Genomic DNA, 21,955 nt, shown 5'->3' on the forward strand with positions numbered 1-21,955 from the left:
CGATCTCTCGGCAATCTACCTCGTTATCCATCATGATCAGGCAAGCGCTCATCTCCGTTTCCGATAAGGCCGGCATCGTCGACTTCGCGAAGTCGCTGTCGGACCTCGGCGTCAAGATCCTCTCGACCGGCGGCACCGCGAAACTGCTCGCGGACGCGGGCCTTTCCGTCACCGAAGTGGCCGACTACACGGGCTTTCCGGAAATGCTCGATGGGCGCGTGAAAACGCTGCACCCGAAGGTGCACGGCGGCATCCTCGCGCGCCGCGACCTTCCCGAGCACATGGCCGCGCTCGAAAAGCACGACATCCCGACGATCGACCTGCTGGTCGTGAATCTCTACCCGTTCGTCCAGACGGTGTCGAAGGAAGAGTGCACGCTCGAAGACGCGATCGAGAACATCGATATCGGCGGCCCGACCATGCTGCGCTCGGCGGCGAAGAACCATCGCGACGTGACCGTGGTCGTCGACCCGGCCGACTACGCGAAGGTGCTGGAAGAGATGCGCGCGAACGGCAACACCGTGAGCTACGCCACGAACTTCCGCCTCGCGACCAAGGTGTTCTCGCACACGGCGCAGTACGACGGCGCGATCACGAACTACCTCACGAGCCTCACCGAAGCGCTCGAGCACAAGTCGCGCAACACCTACCCGTCCGTGCTGAACCTCGCGTTCGACAAGGTCCAGGACCTGCGCTACGGCGAAAACCCGCACCAGAGCGCCGCGTTCTACCGCGACCTCACGACGCCCGCCGGCGCGCTCGCGAACTACACGCAACTGCAGGGCAAGGAGCTCTCGTACAACAACATCGCCGACTCGGACGCGGCATGGGAATGCGTGAAGACGTTCGACGCCCCGGCCTGCGTGATCATCAAGCACGCGAATCCGTGCGGCGTGGCGATCGGCGCGAACGCGCTCGAAGCCTACTCGAAGGCGTTCCAGACCGACCCGACCTCGGCGTTCGGCGGCATTATCGCGTTCAATCGCGAAGTAGACGAAGCCGCGGCTCAGGCCGTGGCGAAGCAGTTCGTCGAAGTGCTGATCGCGCCGTCGTTCTCGGAAGCGGCGAAGGCCGTGTTCGCGGCCAAGCAGAACGTGCGTCTGCTCGAAATCGCACCTGGCGATGGCCATAACGCATTCGATCTGAAGCGCGTGGGCGGCGGCCTGCTCGTGCAATCACTCGACGCGAAGAACGTGCAGCCGCACGAACTGCGCGTGGTAACAAAGCGCCACCCCACGCCGAAGGAAATGGACGACCTGCTGTTCGCCTGGCGCGTCGCGAAGTTCGTGAAGTCGAACGCCATCGTGTTCTGCGCGAACGGCATGACGATGGGCGTGGGCGCGGGCCAGATGAGCCGCGTGGACTCGGCGCGTATCGCCAGCATCAAGGCTGAAAACGCGGGCCTCAAGCTCGCGGGCACGGCAGTCGCGTCGGACGCGTTCTTCCCGTTCCGCGACGGCCTCGACGTGGTGGTGAACGCGGGCGCGACCTGCGTGATCCAGCCGGGCGGCTCGATGCGCGACGACGAAGTGATCGCCGCCGCCGACGAGCACAACATCGCGATGGTGATGACGGGCATCCGCCACTTCCGTCACTGAACGTCGCCGCCCTGGTTGCGTGCGGCGCTTCAACTGCACGTGAGCGCCGCTTGTGCAAAGCCCGCCGGACTTGTGTCTCGCGGGCTTTTTCTTTGCGCGGCGCGCCTTGTTCGCTCGCGCCTTCAAGGCTCGCGGCATCTGTGCCGTTCGTTGTACCATCGCAGGCACATCCGTCTTTCCCGCATTTCATGAGAATTCTCGGCATCGACCCCGGCTTGCGCGTCACCGGCTTCGGCGTGATCGAGCGTCACGGCCATCAGCTCACGTACGTCGCGAGCGGCGTCATCCGCACCGCCGATGCCGATCTGCCCACGCGCCTCGGCACCATCTTCGAGGGCGTTTCCACGCTGATCCGCCAGCACGCGCCCGACCAGGCCGCCATCGAAAAGGTCTTCGTCAACGTCAATCCGCAGTCGACCCTCCTGCTCGGCCAGGCGCGCGGCGCGGCCATCTGCGGGCTGGTTTCGGGCGGCGTGCCGGTGGCCGAGTACACCGCGCTGCAGCTCAAGCAAGCCGTAGTGGGCTACGGACGCGCGACCAAGGAACAGATGCAACAGATGGTCGTGCGCCTGCTCGCCCTCACCGGCACACCCGGCACCGACGCCGCCGACGCGCTCGGCATGGCGATCTGCCACGCCCACGGCGGCGACGCGCTTGCCACGCTGGGCGGGCTCGCGCCTGCGCTCGCGAAGAAGGGCATGCGGGTACGCCGCGGACGGTTGATAGGCTGAATGCGTGGCCGACGCGCCTGGCGGAGTGGCCAACGTTCCGGACGCACGCTCCGGACTGCCCTGCCCTCCGCTACACTCTTGAGCTTTCCCTCATCACAGAACCCGCCATGATCGGTCGCATTGCCGGCGTATTGCTGGAAAAGAACCCGCCGCACCTGCTCATCGACTGCAACGGCGTCGGCTACGAAGTCGACGTGCCGATGAGCACGTTCTACAACCTGCCCGGCACCGGCGAAAAAATCGTGTTGCTCACGCAGATGATCGTGCGCGAAGACGCGCATTTGCTCTTCGGCTTCGGCACGCAGGAGGAACGCTCGACGTTTCGCGAGTTGCTCAAGATCAGCGGCATCGGCGCGCGCATGGCGCTCGCCGTGCTCTCGGGCATGAGCGTGCACGATCTCTCGCAAGCGGTCACGCAGCAGGATGCGGCGCGCCTCACGCGCGTGCCCGGCATCGGCAAGAAAACGGCCGAGCGCCTTCTGCTCGAACTCAAGGGCAAGCTCGGCGCGGACCTCGGCGCGATGGCCGCCGCCGCTTCGCCCTCCGACCACGCGAACGACATCCTCAACGCGCTGCTCGCGCTCGGCTATTCGGAGAAGGAAGCGCTCGCGGCGATCAAGAACGTGCCCGCCGGGACAGGAATCTCCGAAGGCATCAAACTCTCGCTCAAGGCGCTTTCGAAGGCCTGATCGCCTTCGCGCACGTTGGAGGCGGGCTGTTAGTTGCGGTGCCATCGTGGTGCTCGTGAGTGCCCCGACGTCGCATAGTCTGCGCGGTACAATCGCTGGATGATCGAAACCGACAAACTCGCCGCCAACCAGGCCGGCGCCGACCGCGTGATCGCCGCCACGCCCGCCTCGACTCATGAGGAAGCGTACGAACGCGCGTTGCGCCCGCGTCAGCTCGACGAATATGTCGGCCAGGAAAAGGTACGCGGCCAGCTCGAGATCTTCATCGAGGCTGCGAAGCGCCGTTCCGAACCGCTCGACCACGTGCTGTTGTTCGGACCGCCGGGCCTCGGCAAGACCACGCTCGCGCACATCATCGCGCGCGAAATGGGGGTCAATCTGCGGCAGACGTCGGGCCCCGTGCTGGAGCGCGCGGGCGATCTCGCGGCGCTGCTCACCAATCTCGAAGCCAACGACGTGCTCTTCATCGACGAAATTCACCGGCTCTCGCCGGTCGTCGAGGAAATCCTGTATCCGGCGCTCGAGGACTACCAGATCGACATCATGATCGGCGAAGGGCCGGCCGCGCGCAGCGTGAAGCTCGACCTCCAGCCGTTCACACTCGTGGGCGCGACCACGCGCGCGGGCATGCTCACGAACCCGCTGCGCGACCGCTTCGGCATCGTCTCGCGCCTCGAGTTCTACAACGCAGGCGAACTCTCGCGCATCGTGCAGCGCTCGGCTTCGCTGCTCGGCGCGCAGATCCACCCTGACGGCGCGGTCGAAATCGCACGCCGCTCGCGCGGCACCCCGCGTATCGCGAACCGCCTGCTGCGCCGCGTGCGCGACTATGCGGAGGTGAAGGCGGACGGCGCGATCACCGCGAAGGTCGCCGACGCCGCGCTGCGCATGCTCGACGTCGACCCCGTGGGCTTCGACCTGATGGACCGCAAGCTGCTCGAAGCCATCCTGCACAAGTTCGACGGCGGTCCGGTGGGCGTGGACAACCTTGCCGCCGCGATCGGCGAGGAACGCGACACAATCGAGGACGTGCTCGAACCGTATCTGATCCAGCAGGGCTATCTGCAGCGCACGCCGCGCGGCCGCGTGGCCACGCAACTGAGCTACCGCCACTTCGGCCTCACCGTGCCGGACGACGCATCGACGGGCGGCGACTGGGAACCCGACGCGTCGTAAGGCGCGCGAGCCTCAACGCAGCGCGAGCGAGAGCACGATGTCCGATCACGCCGGCCTGCCTCCCAACGCTCCTGAACCGACCGGCCTCGCCGGTCAGCTCGCGCGCCGCCTGCGCATGACGCTCGCCGAAAACATCACGCATCTCACTACAGGCAGCGGCCCGCGACTCGATTACTCGAATCCGCCGGGCGACCCAGGGCTCTTCGGCCCCGACGCCGTTTGCTGGAAGGTCCATGCCGATTTCGCCGCGATGATGGCGGGCGGCGTCAGCGCGCTGCTGCTGCAGGCGTTGCATCCGCTTGCGCTCGCCGGTGTGTGGGACCATTCGACGTTTCGCATCGACATACTCGGGCGGCTGCGACGCACGGCGACGTTCATCGCCGGCACGACTTACGGCAGCCGCGCCGACGCGCTGGCGCTGATTGAGCGCGTCAGGCGGATCCACCTCGCCGTGACGGGCACTGCGCCCGATGGCCGCCCCTATCATGCGAGCGATCCTGCGTTGCTGACCTGGGTGCACGTGGCCGAAGTTTCGAGCTTTCTCGGCGCCTATTTGCGCTTCGTGAATCCGGCGCTGCCCGGTGAGGCGCAGGATCAGTACTACGCCGAAGTCGCGCGCGTTGCCGAACTGCTGGGCGCGACGGGTGTGCCGCGCTCGCGCGCCGAAATCGCTGCATATCTGCAGTCGATGCAGCCCGAACTCGTCGCGAGCGACCGCACATTCGAAGTGGTGCGCGTGCTCATGGAAGCGCCGGCCCCGCGCCCGGGGATGCGCCCCGCCGGCGCGCTGATCAGGAACGCGGGCATCGACCTGTTGCCGCCCTTCGCGCAGCAGATGCTCGGCTTCGACACATTCGCCTTCGCGCGCCGCGCCATGGTGCGGCCCGGCATGCTTGCCGTCGCGCCGGTATTGCGCTGGGCGCTCGTCAATGGCGTATCGAAACGCGCGCGGCGGCGGGCTGCGGCAAGACCCGCGAAGTAAGCGCTGCGGAATAAAAAACGGCCAACCCGCTCGCGCCAGGTTGGCCGTTTCGTGTGCGACGCGCCGATGCGACTGCGCGCGCCCGCGTGCTTACATCTTCACCACGTCGAGCAGCGTCTTCTTGCCCGCCTTGTAGTTGTAGAGCGAGATCACGCCGTGCTTGAGGTCGCCTTTCGAATCGAAGGTCGTCTCGCCGATCACGCCCTTGTAGTCCGTGATCGGGATCTGCGCGAGGACCTTCGCGTGGTCGGTGGAGTTCGCGCGCTTCATCGCGTCGACGACGATGTACACCGCGTCGTACGTGAACGGCGCATCGAATTCGATCGGGTGACCGAAGCGCTTTTGGTACTTCGCCGCGAACGCCGCGCCGCCGTTCATACGCTCAACCGCCATGCCGGCCTGCGAGCAGACGATATTGTCCGTCGCCGCGCCCGCGAGTTCCGCGAGGCTTTCCGTGCAAACGCCGTCGCCCGATAGCACCTTCGCGCGCAGACCGAGCTGCCTTGCCTGCTTCGCGAACGGGCCGCCCGTGGCGTCCATGCCGCCGTACATGATGGCGTCGGGGTTCTCGCCCTTGATCTTCGTGAGGATCGCGCGGAAATCGACGGCCTTGTCGTTGGTCGCGTCGTGCGAGAGCACCTTCATGCCAAGCGACTTCGCCGTCTTCTCGAACTCGTTCGCGAGGCCCTGGCCATAGGCGGTCGAGTCGTCGACCACGGCCACGGTCTTCACGTTCAGGCTCTTCGCCGCATAATCGGCGAGCGCGGGGCCTTGCTGGGCGTCGGTCGCGACCACGCGGTAGGTGGTCTTGAAGCCCTGCTGCGTGTACGAAGGATTGGTCGACGACGGCGAGATCTGCACGATCCCGGCGTCGCTGTAGATCTTCGATGCCGGAATCGACGCGCCCGAGTTCAGATGGCCGATCACGGCCACGACCTTGTCGTCTACCAGCTTCTGCGCGACCTGGGTGGCCTGGCGCGGGTCCGCGGCGTCGTCCTGGGCGTCGAGCGCGAGCGTGATCTTCTGGCCGTCGATCGTCAGGCCCTTGGCGTTGATTTCCTCGATGGCGAGGCGCGCGCCGTTCTCGTTGTCCTTGCCGAGATGGGCCGAACCGCCCGTGAGCGGCCCGACGTGGCCGATCTTGACGACCTGATCGGCCGCCGCCGTATTGCTAGCCGACAGCGCTGCGAGCGCCATGACCGCTGCGCTTGCCGGCAGCAGCTTGTGAAGCTTGAACGTCATTGAACTTTCTCCTGCGTGTTTTTCTGGGAATACCCGTTCGTACCGCACCCTTGGGCACGCGGCCTCGCGCTTGTCATGCGCGCGCGTCCCTCTTCAACGCAGGGCCGGGCGTGGAGCCCGGTGGCCAGAGCGCCCAAAGGTCGGACAAATGTTAGCAGGACGCTTAACTTTGTGGTTGGGCTTTGGAAAGAACCCGCAAGCAAGCGGAAAGGAAATCGATGGGGCCGCAACGTTGGCGAGGCACGGGAGCGGCGCAGACAGGGGAAAGGCAGGAAGAACGGGACAGCGCGGCCAGGCACCGCGCTGCCTGAAAAGACAGGTTAGCGCCCCGCCTCGGGCGTGCGCTTGAAACCGTCGTCGGCGCTGACGCCGCCCAAGTGCGTCACGTCGCCCCATGCGACGACGCGCGCCTGCGTCACGTAGTCGCCGCGTTCGAAATCGACGACGTTTACGCTCGTGTTGAGGAGCGGCCACGCACGCGGCGCGTCGAGCGCGAGGCCGTTCGCAAAACGGTACACGCAGTCGAGCACCCCGCCGTGTGCGACACACGCGATACGGCCGCCCGGATGCATGGCCAGGATCGGCTCGAGCGCGTGCAGCACACGGTGGTAGAACTCGCGCTGCGACTCGCCTTCGGGCGGAGCGAAGCCAGGATCGCGCGTTTGCCAGTGCGCGTACTCATCCGGAAAACGATCGGCGATTTCGTCACTGTCGTGGCCCTGAAACGCGCCATAGTTGCGCTCGCGCAGGCCTTCGGTGAGCTGCACCGGCAGACCCAGGGCTTCGGCGATGGGCTGCGCCGTTTGTTGCGCACGCAACAAATCGCTCGACCAGATTGCATCGAGCCGTGCGCCCGATTGCGCTTCCTTCGAGAGCCGCGCGCCGAGTTGCTGCGCCTGCGCCACGCCGCTTTCTGCGAGCGGAATGTCGATATGTCCCTGGATGCGCTTGATGCGGTTCCAGTCCGTTTCGCCGTGGCGGATAAAGAGAATCTGCGTGTTCATGGTCAGAAGCGCATAAGTCAAAAGCGCATGGTTCAGTTGCGCACTTGCAACCAGAACGTGACGGGGCCGTCGTTGACGAGCGACACCTGCATGTCGGCGCCGAACTCGCCGGTCTCGACGGTCGCGTGCTTCTCGCGCGCGGCGGCGACGAAATAATCGAACAGACGCCGCCCCTCTTCGGGCGGCGCGGCCGGCGTGAAGCTCGGGCGCAGACCGCTGTTCGTGTCGGCCGCCAGCGTGAACTGCGAGACGAGCAGCAGGCCGCCGGGGGCGCCGTTGCCGTCGATGTTCTGCACGCTCAGGTTCATCTTGCCCGCCGCGTCGCTGAACACGCGATAGCCGAGCAATTTCGCGAGCAGCTTGTCGGCGTTAGCCTCGGTGTCGCCGCGCTCCGCGCAAACCAGCGCGAGCAGCCCCTGGCCTATCGCGCCGGTCACGCGCTCACTGTCGCCGTGCGCCACGCGCACCTCGGCGCGGCGCACGCGCTGGATCAGCGCAATCATGCGGTAAGCGTCACGCGCGCGAAGCGGCGCTTGCCCACCTGCACGACGAACTCGCCCGCTTCGACCTTGAGGCCCTTGTCGGAAACGGTGGCGCCGTCGATCTTCACGCCGCCCTGCTCGATGTTGCGTAGCGCTTCGCTCGTGGACGGCACGAGCCCCGCCTGCTTGAGCAACTGGCCGATGGCGAGGGGCGCGCCCGCGAGCGTGATCGACGCAATGTCGTCCGGCACGCCGCCCTTGGCGCGATGGTTGAAGTCTTCGAGCGCGCGTTCGGCGTCGGCCTGCGAGTGAAAGCGCGCGACGATTTCCTGCGCGAGCAGCACCTTGAAGTCGCGCGGGTTGCGGCCCGCTTCGATTTCGCGCTTGAATCCTTCGATTTCGTCCATCGGCCGGAACGAGAGCAGCGTGAAGTAACGCCACATCAGCACGTCGGAAATGCTCATGAGCTTGCCGAACATGTCGTTCGGCTTCTCGCTGATGCCAATGTAGTTGTTCTTCGACTTCGACATCTTCTCGACGCCGTCGAGGCCTTCGAGCAGCGGCATCGTGAGAATGCACTGCTGCTCCTGGCCGTACTGCTTTTGCAGTTCGCGGCCAACGAGCAGGTTGAACTTCTGGTCCGTGCCGCCGAGCTCGAGGTCCGCATTGAGCGCGACCGAATCGTAGCCCTGCATGAGCGGATACAGGAATTCGTGGATCGAAATGGGCACGCCGCTCTGGAAGCGCTTGGTGAAGTCCTCGCGCTCCAGAATACGCGCAACCGTGTAGCGCGACGCGAGCTTGATCATGCCGTCGGCGCCGAGCGGCATCGACCATTCGCTGTTGTAGCGGATTTCGGTCTTTTCGCGGTCGAGCACGAGCGCGGCCTGATCGAAGTACGTTTTCGCGTTCGATTCGATCTGCTCGCGCGTAAGCGGCGGGCGCGTGGCGTTGCGGCCAGACGGGTCGCCGATGAGCGAAGTGAAGTCGCCGATCAGGAAGATCACGTTGTGGCCGAGATCCTGCAGTTGGCGCATCTTGTTGAGCACGACCGTATGGCCGATGTGGATGTCGGGCGCGGTCGGGTCGAGGCCGAGCTTGATGCGCAGCGGTTTGCCGGTGGCCGCGCTGCGGGCGAGCTTCTGCTCGAATTCTTCTTCGATCAGCAGTTCGTCCACGCCGCGCTTTGTGACGGCGAGCGCGTGACGGACTTCGTCGGTGACCGGAAAGGCGTCTTTTGCGCCGGTGCTGGCGCCGTTGCTGGAGGTGGACTCGTTGCTCATGCTTCGATCGGTTCTGTCATTAAGTCTGGGTCTAGGCCGCAATTTTACGTGATTCGACTCGCCAGGCCGAGATTTGGAGCTGTTACGGGTCGCGCGCGCGGCGTTTGTTCGCGTTGCTCGTGAAGTCAGGCTGCGCAGCGGCCTCGGTCACGGTAAGCCCGTCGACGCAGCGACGCGCCGTCCGCATTGAGCCTATACGGTTTAAAGTTGACGCGCGCCGACCCTGAACCGGAATCAGGTGCCAGAATCACCCACGTTGCGCCGATGCGCAACAGTCAGCCCTTCGGCTTACGCTCGAACGGCATTGCGCCGATAATTCCTTCGCAGGGCACTGAATTGCATTGATCAAGGAGCACAACGTGGCGCCACGCGACGCACGAAACGAGAGCGCACACGCCGCCGACGGCGTGTATTTCGGCCTGATGTCGGGCACGAGCATGGATGGCGTGGACGGCATTGCCGTGCGCTTCGAGGCGGGCCAGCGGCCAGTGGTGCTGGCCGAGGCGTTCGTCGGCTTCGCGCAGGGGCTGCGCGAAGCGCTCTTTTCGTTGCAGCAGCCAGGCGAGAACGAGATCGAGCGCGAAGCGCTCGCCGGCAACGCGCTGGCTGCCCGCTATGCGGTGTGCTGCCACGAGTTGCTGCGCGGGAGCAAAGTGCCCCCCGCCGAGGTGCGCGCAATCGGCGCGCACGGCCAAACCGTGCGGCATCGACCGGAGAAGGGCTACACCGTGCAGATCCAGAACGCGGCGCTGCTTGCGGAACTCACGCATATCGACGTGATCGCCGACTTTCGCAGCCGCGACGTCGCCTCGGGCGGCCAGGGTGCGCCGCTCGTGCCCGCGTTCCACGCGACGCTGTTCGGCTCGCAGGAAGAAACGCGCGTGGTCTGCAACCTTGGCGGCATCAGCAACATCACGGTGCTCTCGTCGACGGGCGCCGTGCGTGGCTTCGACTGCGGCCCGGCCAACGCCCTGCTCGACCTATGGGCCGAACGGCACCTTGGCAAGCCCTACGACGAGAACGGCAAGTTCGCCGCGAGCGGCAATCTGCATCAGCCGCTACTGAATGGCCTGATGGACGAACCGTTCTTCGAGCAGCAGCCGCCCAAGAGCACAGGCCGCGATCTTTTCAACGCCGGGTGGCTCGACGACAAGCTCAAGGGCTTCGAGTCGCTCACGCCCGCCGACGTGCAGGCCACGCTAGTCGCGCTAACCGCCGTGAGCGTGGCGCGCGAGATCGAGCGTCACGCGAGCGATTGCCGCGCCGTGTATGTCTGCGGCGGCGGCGCGCGCAATCCGGCATTGATGGCGGCGCTGCACAAGGCGCTCGAAACGGGCGGTGTGGCGGGCGTACCGGTCATGACCACCGAAGCGCTCGGCGTTCCGCCCCATCAAGTGGAGCCGCTTGCCTTCGCGTGGCTCGCCATGCGCTGCGTGGCACGCGAGCCAGGCAATCTCGCGGCCGTAACCGGGGCTGCCGGCGAGCGCGTGCTGGGCGCGATTTATCCGCGCTGAGCGAGCGCGCACCAATAAAAAACGGGGCCGAAGCCCCGTTTTTTATTGCAGCAAATCGATCAAACCGAGAACGACGAGCCGCAACCGCACGTAGTGCTCGCGTTCGGGTTCTTGATGACGAATTGCGCACCGTTCAGATCGTCCTTGTAGTCGATCTCGGCGCCGACGAGGTACTGATAGCTCATCGAGTCGATCAGAAGCTGGACGCCGTTGCGGTTCATCACGGTGTCGTCTTCGTTGACCGTTTCGTCAAACGTGAATCCGTACTGGAAGCCCGAGCAGCCGCCGCCCTGCACGAATACGCGCAGCTTCAGCTCCGGGTTGCCTTCCTCGTCGATCAGTTGCTTGACCTTGTCAGCCGCTGCTTCGGTGAAAACGAAGGGACCGGGCATTTCGGTCGCGGTAGTTTCGGTGACAGCGCTCATTCGAACTCTCCAAAAAAGCTTCTAGCCGCTATTGTAGGGCTCTTCCCGATATCGTGCTTAAGCCCGCGAAATCAAGGGGTTTCTCCAGATTGTCGCTGCTTGCGCGCCACATGTGCGACACGCCGACAAAAAACGAAAAAAGCCGCCCGGCGCACGAAGCGCGGACGGCTTTTGCAGCAGCGCCTGCGCCCCGCGAGGGGCGCAGGCGCAAAGCGCCAATGTGAAATTAACGCTTCGAGAACTGCTTGCGGCGACGTGCCTTGTGGAAACCGACCTTCTTACGTTCCACTTCACGTGCGTCACGGGTGACGAAGCCAGCTTGCGACAGTGCCGGCTTGAGCGTTGCGTCGTAGTCCATCAGCGCGCGCGTGATGCCGTGGCGAACTGCGCCGGCCTGGCCGGTTTCGCCGCCGCCCGTCACGTTCACCTTGATGTCGAACGTCGTGCCGTGGTTCGTGAGTTCCAGCGGCTGACGCACGATCATGAGCGACGTTTCGCGCGAGAAGTAGTCGGCGATGGGCTTGCCGTTGACGACGATCTCGCCCTTGCCCGACTTGATGAAGACACGAGCGACGGCGCTCTTGCGGCGGCCCGTACCGTAATTCCAGTTACCGATCATATGGGCTCCCCTTAGATCTCGAGCGCCTTCGGCTGTTGCGCCGAGTGCGGGTGCGTTGCTTCTGCGTAGACCTTCAGCTTCTTGATCATCGCGTAACCGAGCGGGCCCTTCGGCAGCATGCCCTTCACGGCCTTCTCGAGCGCGCGGCCCGGGAAGCGTTCCTGCATCTTGCCGAACGTCGTTTCGTAGATACCGCCCGGGTAACCCGAGTGACGGTAGTACTTCTTGTCGGTGGTCTTGTTGCCCGTGACCTTCAGCTTGCCGGCGTTGATGATGATGATGAAATCACCAGTGTCGACGTGCGGGGTGAACTCAGGCTTGTGCTTGCCGCGAAGACGGCGTGCCACTTCGCTGGCGACACGGCCGAGAACCTTATCCGTCGCGTCAATCACGTACCATTCGCGCTGCACTTCATGTGCCTTGGCGGAAAAAGTCTTCATGATCGATCCAAAAAAAATGCTGTGCCCTGTTTTGGTCCTGCTTGTATGGTGACGCTCGTTGACGTCGGCGCAGGCTCTCCCTGGTTCGAGTTTCCCCGACTCCGCGCAGGCATGGATGCGGAGAACCTACGATTATAAAGGGAAATTTGACCGTGAGTCAAAAACTTGCTTGCGGCGAGGGCAGAGGCGGGGCAAAACGCGGCCGGCAGACGAAAAAAAAGCCCGAACGCGTTTGTTCGGGCTTAATCCACTCTTTGGAGGAGGGTGGAGGAGACATGCTGAGGTGTCGTAAAGCACGACCACCAATGAGACCGATTATACGGATGGGCCTTGTGCGGCGCAAGGGGATTTGCATTGCGAAATCCAACACCATAATGTGAAATTCAATGAAATCAGCGCATCGGTAGAAAATTTCTTAAAAATCAGCGCATTGGAAATCCGATACGCGAAGAGCGTGCAGGACAATTAGAGCGAAACCCCTAATTGCACCAGGGAAATCCGTCTTGTTCACAGGATGTCGCGACGCAACATTCAAGCACGTGGCATAAGGCGCGCGCCGCCGTGTCCCCCCGGACATACCAGTAAGGCGCGGGCTACAATGCCGTCTGAATCAAGAAACCGCGCAGGGGCATACGCATATGGAATGCAAAGTTAGCTGGATGGGTCAGGACGGCATGGCGTTCGCGGCCGAAACGGGCAGCGGCCATCTCGTCAACATGGACGGCGCACCGGAAGGCGGCGGCCACAACCTCGCACCGCGGCCGATGGAAATGGTGCTGCTCGGCACGGGCGGCTGCACGGCCTACGACGTGGTGCTGATCCTCAAGAAGAGCCGTCAGGAAGTGAGCGGCTGCAGCGTGACGCTCAAGGCCGAGCGCGCGAGCGAAGACCCCAAGGTCTTCACGAAGATCCACTTCCACTTCACCGTGACCGGCAAGAACCTGAACCCGGCCACCGTGGAGCGCGCGATCAACCTCTCGCACGACAAGTACTGCTCGGCATCGATCATGATCGGCAAGACTGCCGAGATCACGCATACGTTCGAGATCGTCGCCGCTTAAGGCCCGCGGCAAAAGAAAAAGCCGGCGCGTTTCTGCGAAGAAACGCGCCGGCTTTTTGCATGAATGAGGCTGCAAAGCAGGCCGATAAGCCGGATTCTGTGCACGCGCCGCGTCCGAAGACGCGCCGCGCGTGGCAGCCATTCCTCTAGGCGCGCCATTGCTGACGCGCTCAAGCTTCCTACCCGCAGACGGAATGGGGGCCCCATCCTGCATCCCGAAGATGCGCGCCTGCCTACTTGGAATTGCTCCGGGTGGAGGTTACCGTGCCGTCTACGTCACCGCAGACGCGGTGCGCTCTTACCGCACCGTTTCACCCTTACCTGATCCCGACCGAAATCGGGCCATCGGCGGTCTGTTCTCTGTTGCCCTGTTCCGCGTGTCGCCACGGATGGCCGTTAGCCATCACCCTGCCCTGTGGAGTCCGGACTTTCCTCGCCTCTTTGGCCGAAACCTCGGAGCCGCGACTGCCTGGCCTGCTTTGCGAGGCGCGATCTTAGCACGTGCGGGCGCACCGCGCCGGGGGCCGGATCGATTGCCGCCCGCCTGGCTTTCAGCGCACTCGACGGCCCGTGCGAAAGACTGTGGCGTCGTCGTAGAACGTCGGGTCCTCGTTTTGCGCCCACCAGCCCGGAATGCCGAGCACCGGCAGCGGCGCGAAGCTGCGCCCGTTGAGCGCATCAGGCGTGGCGTCGGCTAGCGTGACGCTCACTGCGTCGTCCAGATGCACGTCGCGTTGCGCGCGCGGCCACGTGAAATATGCGTGCGGCACCTCGACCACCCAGGCGTGCGCCGTGCACGCCGCATAAGGCGAGATCATCTTTTCGAGCAGCGCATGGCCGAATACGCGGACTTCGCAGCGCGCCTCGCCGATCGTCTCCCCGACAGCCGCTTCCCAGCCCGCGCGCTGCGCCACGAACAGCGTGCGCCAGTCGAAGCCGCGCAACGCCGCTACCAGCGTTGCGTCCGATGAGGCAAAGAGCACCGCGTTCTCGTCGAACAGCGTGAGCGCGTCGCGCACGCCACCGCGCGTGGGGCCCACGCCCAGCACGTCGATCGCCACGGCCTGGCGCGCGTTCAGCGTCGCCTTGATGCGCGGGAACGCGAACCAGGCGAGCGCGTTGAAGAAGTCGTGGAGGTTGTGGCGCGTCGGCACGCAGCCCGTCGCCGCGATATGCGCCTCGTAGGCCGAGCCCTCAGGCAGGTCGTCCTGGGCGATGAAGCGCAGCGGCTGGCCGCGGCCCGTGCTTCGGGCGGCAGCCAGCGCATCGGCGTTCAGTTCATCCAGATACGCCGCGTATCCCGCCAGCGCGGCCCGCTGCCAGCGCCGGCCGCGCGTTTCGTGTTGCGCGAACCACGGGCGGGCCCAGTCGATGTCGGTGAAATTGCCCAGCGGCATGGTCCGGCGCGGGGCGCGCGCCGGCATCGGTGCGGGCGCATCGACTGCGCCGGCGGGGCCGACCGTTGCGCCCGCAGCCACACCTGGCCCCGCCTCGTTCAAGCGAGTTTCCAGCCGATCGTCTCGCCGCCGCGCAGCGGCACGACGGGCGTATCGCCGGCCTCGACTTCGGCGGGCAGCGTCCAGCTCTCGCGACGCAGCGTGACCGTTTCGGTCGCACGCGGCAGGCCGTAGAAGTCCGCGCCGTAAAAGCTCGCGAAGCCCTCGAGTTTGTCGAGCGCGCCCGCGTTGTCGAACGCTTCGGCGTAGAGCTCGAGCGCGTGCAGCGCCGTGTAGCAGCCCGCGCAGCCGCACGCGTGCTCCTTCAGGCCCTTCGGGTGCGGCGCGCTGTCGGTGCCGAGGAAGAAGCGATGATCGCCCGAGGTCGCCGCCTCCACGAGCGCCACGCGATGCGTCTCGCGCTTGAGCACGGGCAGGCAGTAGTAGTGCGGACGAATGCCGCCCTGGAAGATCGCGTTGCGGTTGTAGAGCAGATGATGCGCGGTGATCGTCGAGCCGAGCAGGCCGGGCGCGGCGTGATCGGCGCGGATGTAGTCGACGGCGTCCTTCGTCGTGATGTGCTCGAACACCACCTTGAGACCCGGAAAATCGCGGCGCGTCGGAATCATCACGCGGTCGATGAAGACCTTCTCGCGGTCGAACAGGTCGATGTCGGCGCTCGTCACTTCACCGTGCACGAGCAACGGCATCCCCACTTCCTGCATGGCCTCGAGCGTCTTCGCACACTTGCGGATGTCGGTCACGCCGGCGTCCGAATTCGTCGTCGCGCCCGCCGGGTACAGCTTCACGCCATGCACGAAGCCGCTCGCCTTCGCGCGGCGGATTTCCTCGGGTGGCGTGTTGTCGGTGAGATAGAGCGTCATCAGCGGCTCGAACGTCGAGCCTGCCGGCAGCGCCGCGAGAATGCGCTCGCGGTAGGCAGCGGCCTGCTCTGTCGTCGTGACCGGCGGCTTGAGGTTCGGCATGATGATCGCGCGGCCGAACTGGCGCGCCGTATGCGGCAGCACGGCCGCGAGCATCGCGCCGTCGCGCACGTGCAGGTGCCAGTCGTCGGGGCGGGCGAGCGTGAGAGTCTTGGGGGAAGAGGCGTTCATGGCAAGAGTCAGGCGCGGTAGTGAACCAACAGCGGTATGAATGAACGGCGGCAAGTTCGCAGAAACGCGCTCAGGCTGCCGGAAATTCCGGGCATATCACGGGAAAAAGCGCGGCGCCGATCGATGCTGGTCGATGCTAGCCCACGCGCACGCATTGCCCGCACCGTCGCGTGCACACGACAATCCGCGCTGCATCGCCCCCGGCACGCGCCCTTCTACGCAAGCCTGCAATGCATCCGACAAATTTCGTATTGGCGACCCGCAGGCCGGTGATATGCTTGGAAAATCATTATTGTAACGGGTCGACGGCGGGTCCCGCCTACCACTGCAGCCGCTGTCCCAGTCGCATTACGCACCATCAGCACCATGTGCCAACTTCTCGGAATGAATTGCGCCGCGCCGACGGACGTCACGTTCTCCTTCACAGGATTCGCGGCGCGCGGCGGCGCCACCGATCACCACGCCGACGGCTGGGGTATCGCGTTCTTCGAGGACAAGGCCTGTCGCCTCTTCATCGACAACGAGGCCTCGGCGCGTTCGCCGATCGCCGAGATGGTCAAGCACTACCCCATCAAGTCGCGCAACACCATCGCCCACATCCGCAAGGCCACGCAAGGCAACTGCGCGCTCGAGAACAGTCATCCGTTCCAGCGCGAGCTGTGGGGCCGGCACTGGATCTTCGCGCACAACGGCGACCTTCAGGACTTCAATCCGGTGATGTCGGGCGTCTACCAGCCGGTTGGCACGACCGATAGCGAGCGCGCGTTCTGCCAGCTGCTACAAGGCTTGCGCAAGGCGTTCCCCGGTGCGCAGCCGCCGCTCGCCGAGCTGTTCGCCGCGCTGGAATCGCTCACGCGCGAAGTCACGCAGTTCGGCGTCTTCAACTTCCTGATGTCGAACGGCCAGGCGCTGTTCGCGCATTGCTCGACGCACCTCTACTATCTCGTGCGACGCTGGCCGTTTTCGACGGCCCATCTCGTCGACGCCGATGTCTCCATCGACTTCGCCAAGTACACGACGCCCGAGGACCGCGTGGCCGTGATTGCCACCGCACCGCTCACCGACAACGAGGTCTGGACGCGCTTCGCCCCCGGCGACCTGCTGATGTTCCAGCACGGCGACGTGATCGCCCAGGCGAGCGTGCCCGTGCCGCAGAAGGTGCTCGACAAGCTCGCCAACCCCTCGCTCGACGCTTCGGCCAGCTCACCGTGCGCCGGCCAGCCGGGCGAGATCGACCCGGAAGCCGTGGCCGCCCTGCAAACCTGGGGCGAGTAAGCCGGGCGACGCCCAAAACGAAAAAGCCGCGCATCGAGCGCGGCTTCTTTTCGAAGCGTGCGAAGCCTCAGTGCAGGATCTTCGCCAGAAAGTCCTTCGCGCGATCCGACTTCGGGCTCGCAAAGAAGGCTTCCTTCTGGTCGTCTTCCACAATGGCGCCCTTGTCCATGAAGATCACGCGGTGCGCGACCTTCTTCGCAAAGCCCATTTCGTGCGTCACGCACATCATGGTCATGCCTTCCTGGGCAAGCTCCACCATCACGTCGAGCACCTCGTTGATCATCTCCGGGTCGAGCGCCGAGGTCGGCTCGTCGAACAGCATGGCGATGGGGTCCATCGACAGCGCGCGTGCAATCGCCACGCGCTGCTGCTGGCCGCCCGAGAGCTGCCCCGGGAACTTGTCGGCATGCGCACGCAGGCCCACGCGGTCGAGCAGTTTCAGGCCCTTTTGCGTGGCCTCGTCCTTGCTGCGGCCGAGCACCTTGATCTGCGCGAGCGTGAGATTCTCGGTAATCGACAGATGCGGGAACAGCTCGAAGTGCTGAAACACCATGCCCACCTTCGAGCGCAGCTTCGAGAGATTGGTGCGCTTGTCGCCCACCGACTCGCCGTTCACGAGAATCTCGCCCTGCTGGAACGGCTCGAGCCCGTTGACGGTCTTGATGAGCGTGGACTTGCCCGAGCCCGAAGGCCCGCACACCACCACCACCTCACCCTTCTTCACTTCCGTCGTGCAGTCGGACAGCACCTGGAACTGACCGTACCACTTCGAAACGTTCTTAATTGAAATCATCTTGCGACCTTTTTCTGAAGACCTTTCACAAGGCTCGACGCGATCACACAAATCACGAAATAACACGCGCCCGCGAACAGTACCATTTCGACCATCGTCCCGTCACGGTCGCCGATATTGGTGGACGTGCGGAAGAAGTCGGCGAGGCTGATCACGTACACGAGCGAGGTGTCCTGAAACAGCACGATGGCCTGCGTGAGCAACAGCGGCACCATCGCGCGGAACGCCTGCGGCAGCACCACGTATTGCATGGCCTGGCCGTAGCGCATGCCGAGCGCGAACGCAGCGTTCACCTGCCCGCGCGGCACCGCCTGAATGCCCGCACGAATGATCTCCGAATAATACGCGGCCTCGAATAGCGAGAACGCGATCATCGCGGAAGCGAGGCGAATGTCGATGTCGGGAGAGAGACCCAGCACGTTTTGCAGCACCTGCGGCACGATCAGGAAGAACCACAGCAGGACCATCACGAGCGGGATCGAACGGAAGATCGTGACGTAGCCCTTGGCGAACCATTCGAGCGGCTTCACGCTGGAAAGCCGCATGAGCGCGAGCAGCGTGCCCCAGAGAATGCCGACCACGATCGCGCACAACGTGATCTTGAACGTGATGATCGCGCCCGTCCACAGCGTGGGCAGCGCGCCCGGAATGCCGCTCCAGTCGAAGTGATGCATTACTTGCCTCCGATGTAGCCGGGCAGACGCGACTTCGCCTCGACCCAGCGCATGAGCGTCATGACGACGAGGTTGATGAGCACGTAAGCGAGCGTGACGGCGATGAACGACTCGTAGGTCTGCGCCGTGTAGTCGACGAGCTGACGCGCCTGGGCCGACAAATCGAGCAGGCCGATCGTCGAGGCGACCGCCGAGTTCTTGAAGATGTTGAGGAACTCGGAGGTGAGCGGCGGCACGATGATGCGATACGCCACCGGCAGCAGCACATAGCGGTACGTCTGCCACTGCGTGAAGCCCATGGCGAGGCCGGCTGCGCGCTGGCCGCGCGGCAGCGCGTTGATGCCCGAGCGCACCTGCTCGCACACGCGCGCCGCGGTAAAGAGCCCGAGACACACGACCGACGCCGTGAAGAACTGCAGGCCCGGCGGCGACTGCTTGAACGCATTGCCGAGCGCTTGCGGCAGGATTTCCGGCAGCACGAAATACCAGATGAAGAACTGCGCGATAAGCGGAATATTGCGGAAGATCGCCACATAAACTGTGCCGACGCCCGCGAGAAACCTGTTTGGCACCGTGCGCAGCACACCAAAGAACGACCCGACGATGAGCGCGATCACCCACGCGCACAGCGACACCGAGACCGTCACCCAGAGGCCGGAGAGGATCCAGCCGAGATACGTGGTGGGTTCGCCCGTCGATACCGGGCTGAGCAGAATGCCCCAGTTCCAGTGATAGGACATCAGAGACTCCAAGAAAAAGAACGGAAGAAGCGGCGCTTCTTCCGTTCCGTGCTAAACGCTAAATGCGGGCCGACCGGCCGGGGCCGTATTAATCGATCGCCTTGTCGTTCGGATTCTTGAACAGCGCTTTCATGTCTTCGCTCATCGGGAAGTTCAGGTTGAGACCCTTCGGCGGAATCGGCGACTCGAACCACTTCTTGTAGATCGTTTCGCCTTCGCCCGAGGTCTGGACCTTGGCGATGGCGTCGTCGGCGACCTTCTTGAACTCGGGGTCGTTCTTGCGCATCATGCAGCCGTACGCCTCACGCGACTGCGGCTGGCCGACGATCACGAAGTCGCCCGGATTGTTCGACTTGGCACGCTCGCCCGCGAGCAGCGCATCGTCCATCATGAACGCCACTGCGCGGCCCGTGGAGAGCGTCATGAACGACTCGCCGTGATCCTTCGCGCTGATGATGTTCATGCCCATGCTCTTGTCCTGGTTCATCTTGCGCAGCAGGCGCTCGGACGTCGTGCCCGCCGTCGTCACGACGGTCTTGCCCTTGAGGTCGGCGAAGTCCTTGACGCCCGAATCCTTCTTCGTCATGAGGCGCGTGCCGATCACGAAGATCGTGTTCGTGAAGGCGGCCTGCTGCTGACGTTCGGCATTGTTCGTGGTCGAGCCGCATTCGATGTCCACCGTGCCGTTCTGCACGAGCGGAATGCGGTTCTGCGACGTGATGGGCACCATCTTGACCTTCAGGTTAGGCATGTTCAGCTTCTGCTTGACCGCCTCGACGATTTTCATCGCGTAGTCCTGCGAGTAGCCGATCACATTCTGCTTGTCGTCGTAATACGAAAAAGGAATGGACGACTCGCGGTGCCCCAGCGAGATGACGCCCGTGTCCTTGATCTTCTTGAGGGTGCCCGCGTCCTGCGCGAAAGCGCTGGTGGCGACGAAACCAAGGAGTGCGAGCAGTGCGGCGGTCTTTTTGATTTGCATTGTTTTCTCCGGTACAAGAACCGCCGCCAGTTTATCAAAGTAATTATTCTGAAAGCATTAAGAGTGACCCTGGCACAACGCCTGAATGTGCGAAAGCGGACGCCCCCTTGTGGAGGACGTCCGCTTTCTATGCGCCTTGATGTGCAGCGCAAAAACCTGTCACCGCGCAGTCATTGTTTCGTCACTTCGCGGCGCGCCTTGCCTGGCGTGGCATGGCGTGCAACGTCGTCACGCCTGCCAACCGGGCGCAATCAGGGATACAGACCGCGCATTTCGCGCGCCATCAGGATGCGCTTACATGCCACGATAAACGCTGCGGTACGCATCGAGACCTTCTGCTCGCTCGACACTTGCCACACCGCCGTAAAGGCTTCGCGCATCACGCGTTCGAGGCGTTCGTTAATTTCGTGCTCGGTCCAGAAGAAGCTCGAGAAGTCCTGCACCCACTCGAAGTACGAAACGGTTACGCCGCCCGCGTTCGCCACCACGTCGGGGATCACGAGCACGCCCTTGTCGTGCAGGATGTCGTCGGCTGCCGTCGTGGTCGGGCCGTTGGCGCCTTCCACGATGATCTTCGTGCGGATCTTGCCCGCGTTCTTCTCGGTGATCTGGTTTTCGAGCGCGGCCGGAATGAGGATGTCGGTTTCGACGCTCCAGAATTCGTCGTTCGCCATGACTTCCGCGCCCGCAAAGCCCGCCACGCCGCCCGTCTTCGCCACGTGCTCGAGCAGCGCTTCCGCGCTCATGCCGCTCGAGTTGTAGAGCGAGCCGGTATGGTCTTGCACGGCGACGATCTTCGAGCCGGCTTCCTGGAACAGGCGCGCAGCAATGCCGCCCACGTTGCCGAAGCCCTGCACCGCAACGCGTGCGCCGTCGATCGAAAGACCCGTGCGGCGCGCGGCCTCGCAGCCGACCACGAACACGCCGCGGCCCGTGGCTTCGCGGCGGCCGAGCGAGCCGCCGAGCGAGATGGGCTTGCCCGTCACGACGCCCGTGGCCGTCTGGCCCTGGTTCATCGAGTAGGTGTCCATCATCCACGCCATGATCTGCTCGTTCGTGTTCACGTCCGGCGCAGGAATGTCCGTGTTCGGTCCGATGATGATGCCGATTTCGCTCGTGTAGCGACGCGTCACGCGCTCGAGCTCACCACGCGACAGCGTGCGCGGATCGACGCGGATACCGCCCTTCGCGCCGCCGTACGGCACGTTCACTGCAGCGTTCTTCACCGACATCCACGCGGACAGCGCCATTACTTCGGAGAGCGTAACGTCCTGGTGATAACGCACGCCGCCCTTGCCGGGACCACGCGACACGTTGTGCTGGACACGATAGCCTTCGAAGTGCGCAACGGTGCCGTTATCGAGTTCGATGGGGCAGTCCACGATCAGGATACGCTTCGGACGCTTGAGCGTTTCGAGCCAGCGCGAAAGCGAGCCGAGATACGGCGCCACGCGGTCGACCTGACGAAGATAGTTGCCCCAGGGGCCGAGATCATCGGCGTGGAGATAGGAAGGAACCGACTGCAGTTGGGATGACATGAACGCTCCGATCGAACAAGTGGTGCCATTGTCAGAAAACGCCCATCTGAAATCCAATGCCGTTTGATCATCCCGTTATGCTTTTCGTGCATAACGTCCACGAAGTCGAAAAAACGTGTCGCGGGCTCCGTGCTCCAGGCCTTACAGACTGAAATAG

22 protein-coding genes and 1 other RNA gene are annotated in these 21,955 nt (G+C 64.2%); 8 read left to right on the forward strand and 15 right to left on the reverse strand.

Annotation, left to right across the window (positions count from 1 at the left end; all coding sequences use genetic code 11):
• Positions 1 to 32: 32 nt before the first annotated feature.
• The 5 genes from purH (at position 33) to M3I56_RS02650 (ending at position 5,176) form a co-directional block, all read left to right on the forward strand.
• Positions 33 to 1,598: a bifunctional phosphoribosylaminoimidazolecarboxamide formyltransferase/IMP cyclohydrolase gene (gene purH, locus M3I56_RS02630; protein WP_254352439.1), complete on the forward strand. Its 1,566-nt coding sequence runs from the start codon at positions 33 to 35 to the stop codon at positions 1,596 to 1,598.
• 188 nt (positions 1,599 to 1,786) lie between these two features.
• A complete protein-coding gene (gene ruvC / locus M3I56_RS02635; RefSeq protein ID WP_028201962.1) occupies positions 1,787 to 2,329 on the forward strand; it encodes a crossover junction endodeoxyribonuclease RuvC in 543 nt (180 codons plus the stop codon).
• A gap of 107 nt (positions 2,330 to 2,436) precedes the next feature.
• Positions 2,437 to 3,018: a Holliday junction branch migration protein RuvA gene (gene ruvA / locus M3I56_RS02640; protein WP_254352440.1), complete on the forward strand. Its 582-nt coding sequence runs from the start codon at positions 2,437 to 2,439 to the stop codon at positions 3,016 to 3,018.
• A gap of 99 nt (positions 3,019 to 3,117) precedes the next feature.
• The gene (gene ruvB, locus M3I56_RS02645; RefSeq protein ID WP_254352441.1) at positions 3,118 to 4,194 is read left to right on the forward strand and encodes a Holliday junction branch migration DNA helicase RuvB; all 1,077 of its coding nucleotides are present in this window, start codon (positions 3,118 to 3,120) and stop codon (positions 4,192 to 4,194) included.
• A gap of 115 nt (positions 4,195 to 4,309) precedes the next feature.
• Entirely contained in the window at positions 4,310 to 5,176 is an 867-nt protein-coding gene (locus M3I56_RS02650) for an oxygenase MpaB family protein (protein ID WP_254352646.1), read from the forward strand.
• Positions 5,177 to 5,266: 90 nt separating this feature from the next.
• Here the strand turns inward: M3I56_RS02650 and M3I56_RS02655 are convergent, their stop codons facing one another.
• The 4 genes from M3I56_RS02655 to tyrS form a co-directional block, all read right to left on the reverse strand.
• The gene (locus tag M3I56_RS02655; RefSeq protein WP_254352442.1) at positions 5,267 to 6,418 is read right to left on the reverse strand and encodes a branched-chain amino acid ABC transporter substrate-binding protein; all 1,152 of its coding nucleotides are present in this window, start codon (positions 6,416 to 6,418) and stop codon (positions 5,267 to 5,269) included.
• A 320-nt stretch (positions 6,419 to 6,738) separates the two neighbouring features.
• Positions 6,739 to 7,422, reverse strand: a complete 684-nt coding sequence (locus M3I56_RS02660; RefSeq protein ID WP_254352443.1) for a histidine phosphatase family protein — start codon at positions 7,420 to 7,422, stop codon at positions 6,739 to 6,741.
• 32 nt (positions 7,423 to 7,454) lie between these two features.
• Positions 7,455 to 7,925, reverse strand: a complete 471-nt coding sequence (gene dtd / locus M3I56_RS02665) for a D-aminoacyl-tRNA deacylase (protein ID WP_254352444.1) — start codon at positions 7,923 to 7,925, stop codon at positions 7,455 to 7,457.
• On the reverse strand, positions 7,922 to 9,187 hold the full coding sequence (gene tyrS, locus M3I56_RS02670; protein ID WP_254352445.1) for a tyrosine--tRNA ligase: 1,266 nt from the start codon (positions 9,185 to 9,187) through the stop codon (positions 7,922 to 7,924). The genes dtd and tyrS overlap by 4 nt, the downstream gene beginning before the upstream one ends.
• A 359-nt stretch (positions 9,188 to 9,546) precedes the next feature.
• Between tyrS and M3I56_RS02675 the strand changes: the two genes are divergently transcribed.
• Complete coding sequence (locus M3I56_RS02675) at positions 9,547 to 10,701, forward strand: anhydro-N-acetylmuramic acid kinase (protein ID WP_309249122.1); 1,155 nt, start codon at positions 9,547 to 9,549, stop codon at positions 10,699 to 10,701.
• 59 nt (positions 10,702 to 10,760) lie between these two features.
• On the opposite strand, the gene erpA is transcribed toward M3I56_RS02675, so the two are convergent.
• The 3 genes from erpA to rplM form a co-directional block, all read right to left on the reverse strand.
• Positions 10,761 to 11,126, reverse strand: a complete 366-nt coding sequence (erpA, locus tag M3I56_RS02680) for an iron-sulfur cluster insertion protein ErpA (RefSeq protein ID WP_028201951.1) — start codon at positions 11,124 to 11,126, stop codon at positions 10,761 to 10,763.
• Between the two features lie 226 nt (positions 11,127 to 11,352).
• A complete protein-coding gene (gene rpsI / locus M3I56_RS02685) occupies positions 11,353 to 11,745 on the reverse strand; it encodes a 30S ribosomal protein S9 (protein WP_028209425.1) in 393 nt (130 codons plus the stop codon).
• A gap of 11 nt (positions 11,746 to 11,756) precedes the next feature.
• Positions 11,757 to 12,185, reverse strand: a complete 429-nt coding sequence (rplM, locus tag M3I56_RS02690; protein ID WP_028201949.1) for a 50S ribosomal protein L13 — start codon at positions 12,183 to 12,185, stop codon at positions 11,757 to 11,759.
• A gap of 638 nt (positions 12,186 to 12,823) precedes the next feature.
• On the opposite strand from rplM, the gene M3I56_RS02695 reads away from it, so the two are divergent.
• A complete protein-coding gene (locus M3I56_RS02695; RefSeq protein ID WP_027795839.1) occupies positions 12,824 to 13,246 on the forward strand; it encodes an OsmC family protein in 423 nt (140 codons plus the stop codon).
• 69 nt (positions 13,247 to 13,315) lie between these two features.
• Here the strand turns inward: M3I56_RS02695 and rnpB are convergent.
• The 3 genes from rnpB to pyrC all read right to left on the reverse strand — a co-directional run bounded on the left by rnpB (position 13,316) and on the right by pyrC (position 15,796).
• Positions 13,316 to 13,726, reverse strand: an RNA gene (rnpB, locus tag M3I56_RS02700) — RNase P RNA component class A.
• Positions 13,727 to 13,796: 70 nt separating this feature from the next.
• Positions 13,797 to 14,744 carry a DUF3025 domain-containing protein gene (locus M3I56_RS02705; RefSeq protein WP_375541666.1) on the reverse strand — a complete coding sequence of 316 codons (948 nt, stop codon included), beginning with the start codon at positions 14,742 to 14,744 and terminating at the stop codon, positions 13,797 to 13,799.
• Positions 14,741 to 15,796, reverse strand: coding sequence for a dihydroorotase (gene pyrC, locus M3I56_RS02710; protein ID WP_254352446.1), 1,056 nt, complete (start codon positions 15,794 to 15,796; stop codon positions 14,741 to 14,743). The genes M3I56_RS02705 and pyrC overlap by 4 nt, the downstream gene beginning before the upstream one ends.
• A 366-nt stretch (positions 15,797 to 16,162) precedes the next feature.
• Here pyrC and M3I56_RS02715 point away from each other — a divergent pair, with 366 nt between their 5' ends.
• Positions 16,163 to 17,071, forward strand: a complete 909-nt coding sequence (locus tag M3I56_RS02715; RefSeq protein ID WP_254352447.1) for a class II glutamine amidotransferase — start codon at positions 16,163 to 16,165, stop codon at positions 17,069 to 17,071.
• Positions 17,072 to 17,138: 67 nt separating this feature from the next.
• Here M3I56_RS02715 and M3I56_RS02720 read toward each other — a convergent pair whose 3' ends face one another.
• The 5 genes from M3I56_RS02720 to M3I56_RS02740 all read right to left on the reverse strand — a co-directional run bounded on the left by M3I56_RS02720 (position 17,139) and on the right by M3I56_RS02740 (position 21,798).
• Complete coding sequence (locus tag M3I56_RS02720) at positions 17,139 to 17,864, reverse strand: amino acid ABC transporter ATP-binding protein (protein ID WP_028201946.1); 726 nt, start codon at positions 17,862 to 17,864, stop codon at positions 17,139 to 17,141.
• Entirely contained in the window at positions 17,861 to 18,538 is a 678-nt protein-coding gene (gene gltK, locus M3I56_RS02725; protein ID WP_133182383.1) for a glutamate/aspartate ABC transporter permease GltK, read from the reverse strand. Before gltK ends, M3I56_RS02720 begins: the two co-directional genes overlap by 4 nt.
• A complete protein-coding gene (locus M3I56_RS02730) occupies positions 18,538 to 19,278 on the reverse strand; it encodes an amino acid ABC transporter permease (protein WP_254352448.1) in 741 nt (246 codons plus the stop codon). Before M3I56_RS02730 ends, gltK begins: the two co-directional genes overlap by 1 nt.
• An 88-nt stretch (positions 19,279 to 19,366) precedes the next feature.
• Positions 19,367 to 20,260, reverse strand: a complete 894-nt coding sequence (locus M3I56_RS02735; RefSeq protein ID WP_028201943.1) for a glutamate/aspartate ABC transporter substrate-binding protein — start codon at positions 20,258 to 20,260, stop codon at positions 19,367 to 19,369.
• A 251-nt stretch (positions 20,261 to 20,511) separates the two neighbouring features.
• Positions 20,512 to 21,798, reverse strand: coding sequence for a Glu/Leu/Phe/Val dehydrogenase (locus M3I56_RS02740; protein WP_254352449.1), 1,287 nt, complete (start codon positions 21,796 to 21,798; stop codon positions 20,512 to 20,514).
• Positions 21,799 to 21,955: the final 157 nt, after the last annotated feature.

It is taken from the genome of Paraburkholderia sp. CNPSo 3281, from assembly GCF_024206515.1.
Lineage (GTDB): Bacteria > Pseudomonadota > Gammaproteobacteria > Burkholderiales > Burkholderiaceae > Paraburkholderia > Paraburkholderia nodosa.

Excerpts from the sequence above, each read along its gene's own strand:
- gltK (WP_133182383.1), bottom strand. The coding sequence starts at position 18,538 with ATGCATCACTTCGACTGGAGCGGCATTCCGGGCGCGCTGCCCACGCTG.
- M3I56_RS02650 (WP_254352646.1), top strand. The coding sequence starts at position 4,310 with ATGACGCTCGCCGAAAACATCACGCATCTCACTACAGGCAGCGGCCCG.
- dtd (WP_254352444.1), bottom strand. The coding sequence starts at position 7,925 with ATGATTGCGCTGATCCAGCGCGTGCGCCGCGCCGAGGTGCGCGTGGCG.
- M3I56_RS02735 (WP_028201943.1), bottom strand. The coding sequence starts at position 20,260 with ATGCAAATCAAAAAGACCGCCGCACTGCTCGCACTCCTTGGTTTCGTC.
- rpsI (WP_028209425.1), bottom strand. The coding sequence starts at position 11,745 with ATGATCGGTAACTGGAATTACGGTACGGGCCGCCGCAAGAGCGCCGTC.
- ruvA (WP_254352440.1), top strand. The coding sequence starts at position 2,437 with ATGATCGGTCGCATTGCCGGCGTATTGCTGGAAAAGAACCCGCCGCAC.
- tyrS (WP_254352445.1), bottom strand. The coding sequence starts at position 9,187 with ATGAGCAACGAGTCCACCTCCAGCAACGGCGCCAGCACCGGCGCAAAA.
- M3I56_RS02655 (WP_254352442.1), bottom strand. The coding sequence starts at position 6,418 with ATGACGTTCAAGCTTCACAAGCTGCTGCCGGCAAGCGCAGCGGTCATG.
- ruvB (WP_254352441.1), top strand. The coding sequence starts at position 3,118 with ATGATCGAAACCGACAAACTCGCCGCCAACCAGGCCGGCGCCGACCGC.
- pyrC (WP_254352446.1), bottom strand. The coding sequence starts at position 15,796 with ATGAACGCCTCTTCCCCCAAGACTCTCACGCTCGCCCGCCCCGACGAC.
- M3I56_RS02730 (WP_254352448.1), bottom strand. The coding sequence starts at position 19,278 with ATGTCCTATCACTGGAACTGGGGCATTCTGCTCAGCCCGGTATCGACG.
- purH (WP_254352439.1), top strand. The coding sequence starts at position 33 with ATGATCAGGCAAGCGCTCATCTCCGTTTCCGATAAGGCCGGCATCGTC.
- ruvC (WP_028201962.1), top strand. The coding sequence starts at position 1,787 with ATGAGAATTCTCGGCATCGACCCCGGCTTGCGCGTCACCGGCTTCGGC.
- M3I56_RS02740 (WP_254352449.1), bottom strand. The coding sequence starts at position 21,798 with ATGTCATCCCAACTGCAGTCGGTTCCTTCCTATCTCCACGCCGATGAT.
- M3I56_RS02695 (WP_027795839.1), top strand. The coding sequence starts at position 12,824 with ATGGAATGCAAAGTTAGCTGGATGGGTCAGGACGGCATGGCGTTCGCG.
- rplM (WP_028201949.1), bottom strand. The coding sequence starts at position 12,185 with ATGAAGACTTTTTCCGCCAAGGCACATGAAGTGCAGCGCGAATGGTAC.
- M3I56_RS02660 (WP_254352443.1), bottom strand. The coding sequence starts at position 7,422 with ATGAACACGCAGATTCTCTTTATCCGCCACGGCGAAACGGACTGGAAC.
- M3I56_RS02720 (WP_028201946.1), bottom strand. The coding sequence starts at position 17,864 with ATGATTTCAATTAAGAACGTTTCGAAGTGGTACGGTCAGTTCCAGGTG.
- erpA (WP_028201951.1), bottom strand. The coding sequence starts at position 11,126 with ATGAGCGCTGTCACCGAAACTACCGCGACCGAAATGCCCGGTCCCTTC.
- M3I56_RS02715 (WP_254352447.1), top strand. The coding sequence starts at position 16,163 with ATGTGCCAACTTCTCGGAATGAATTGCGCCGCGCCGACGGACGTCACG.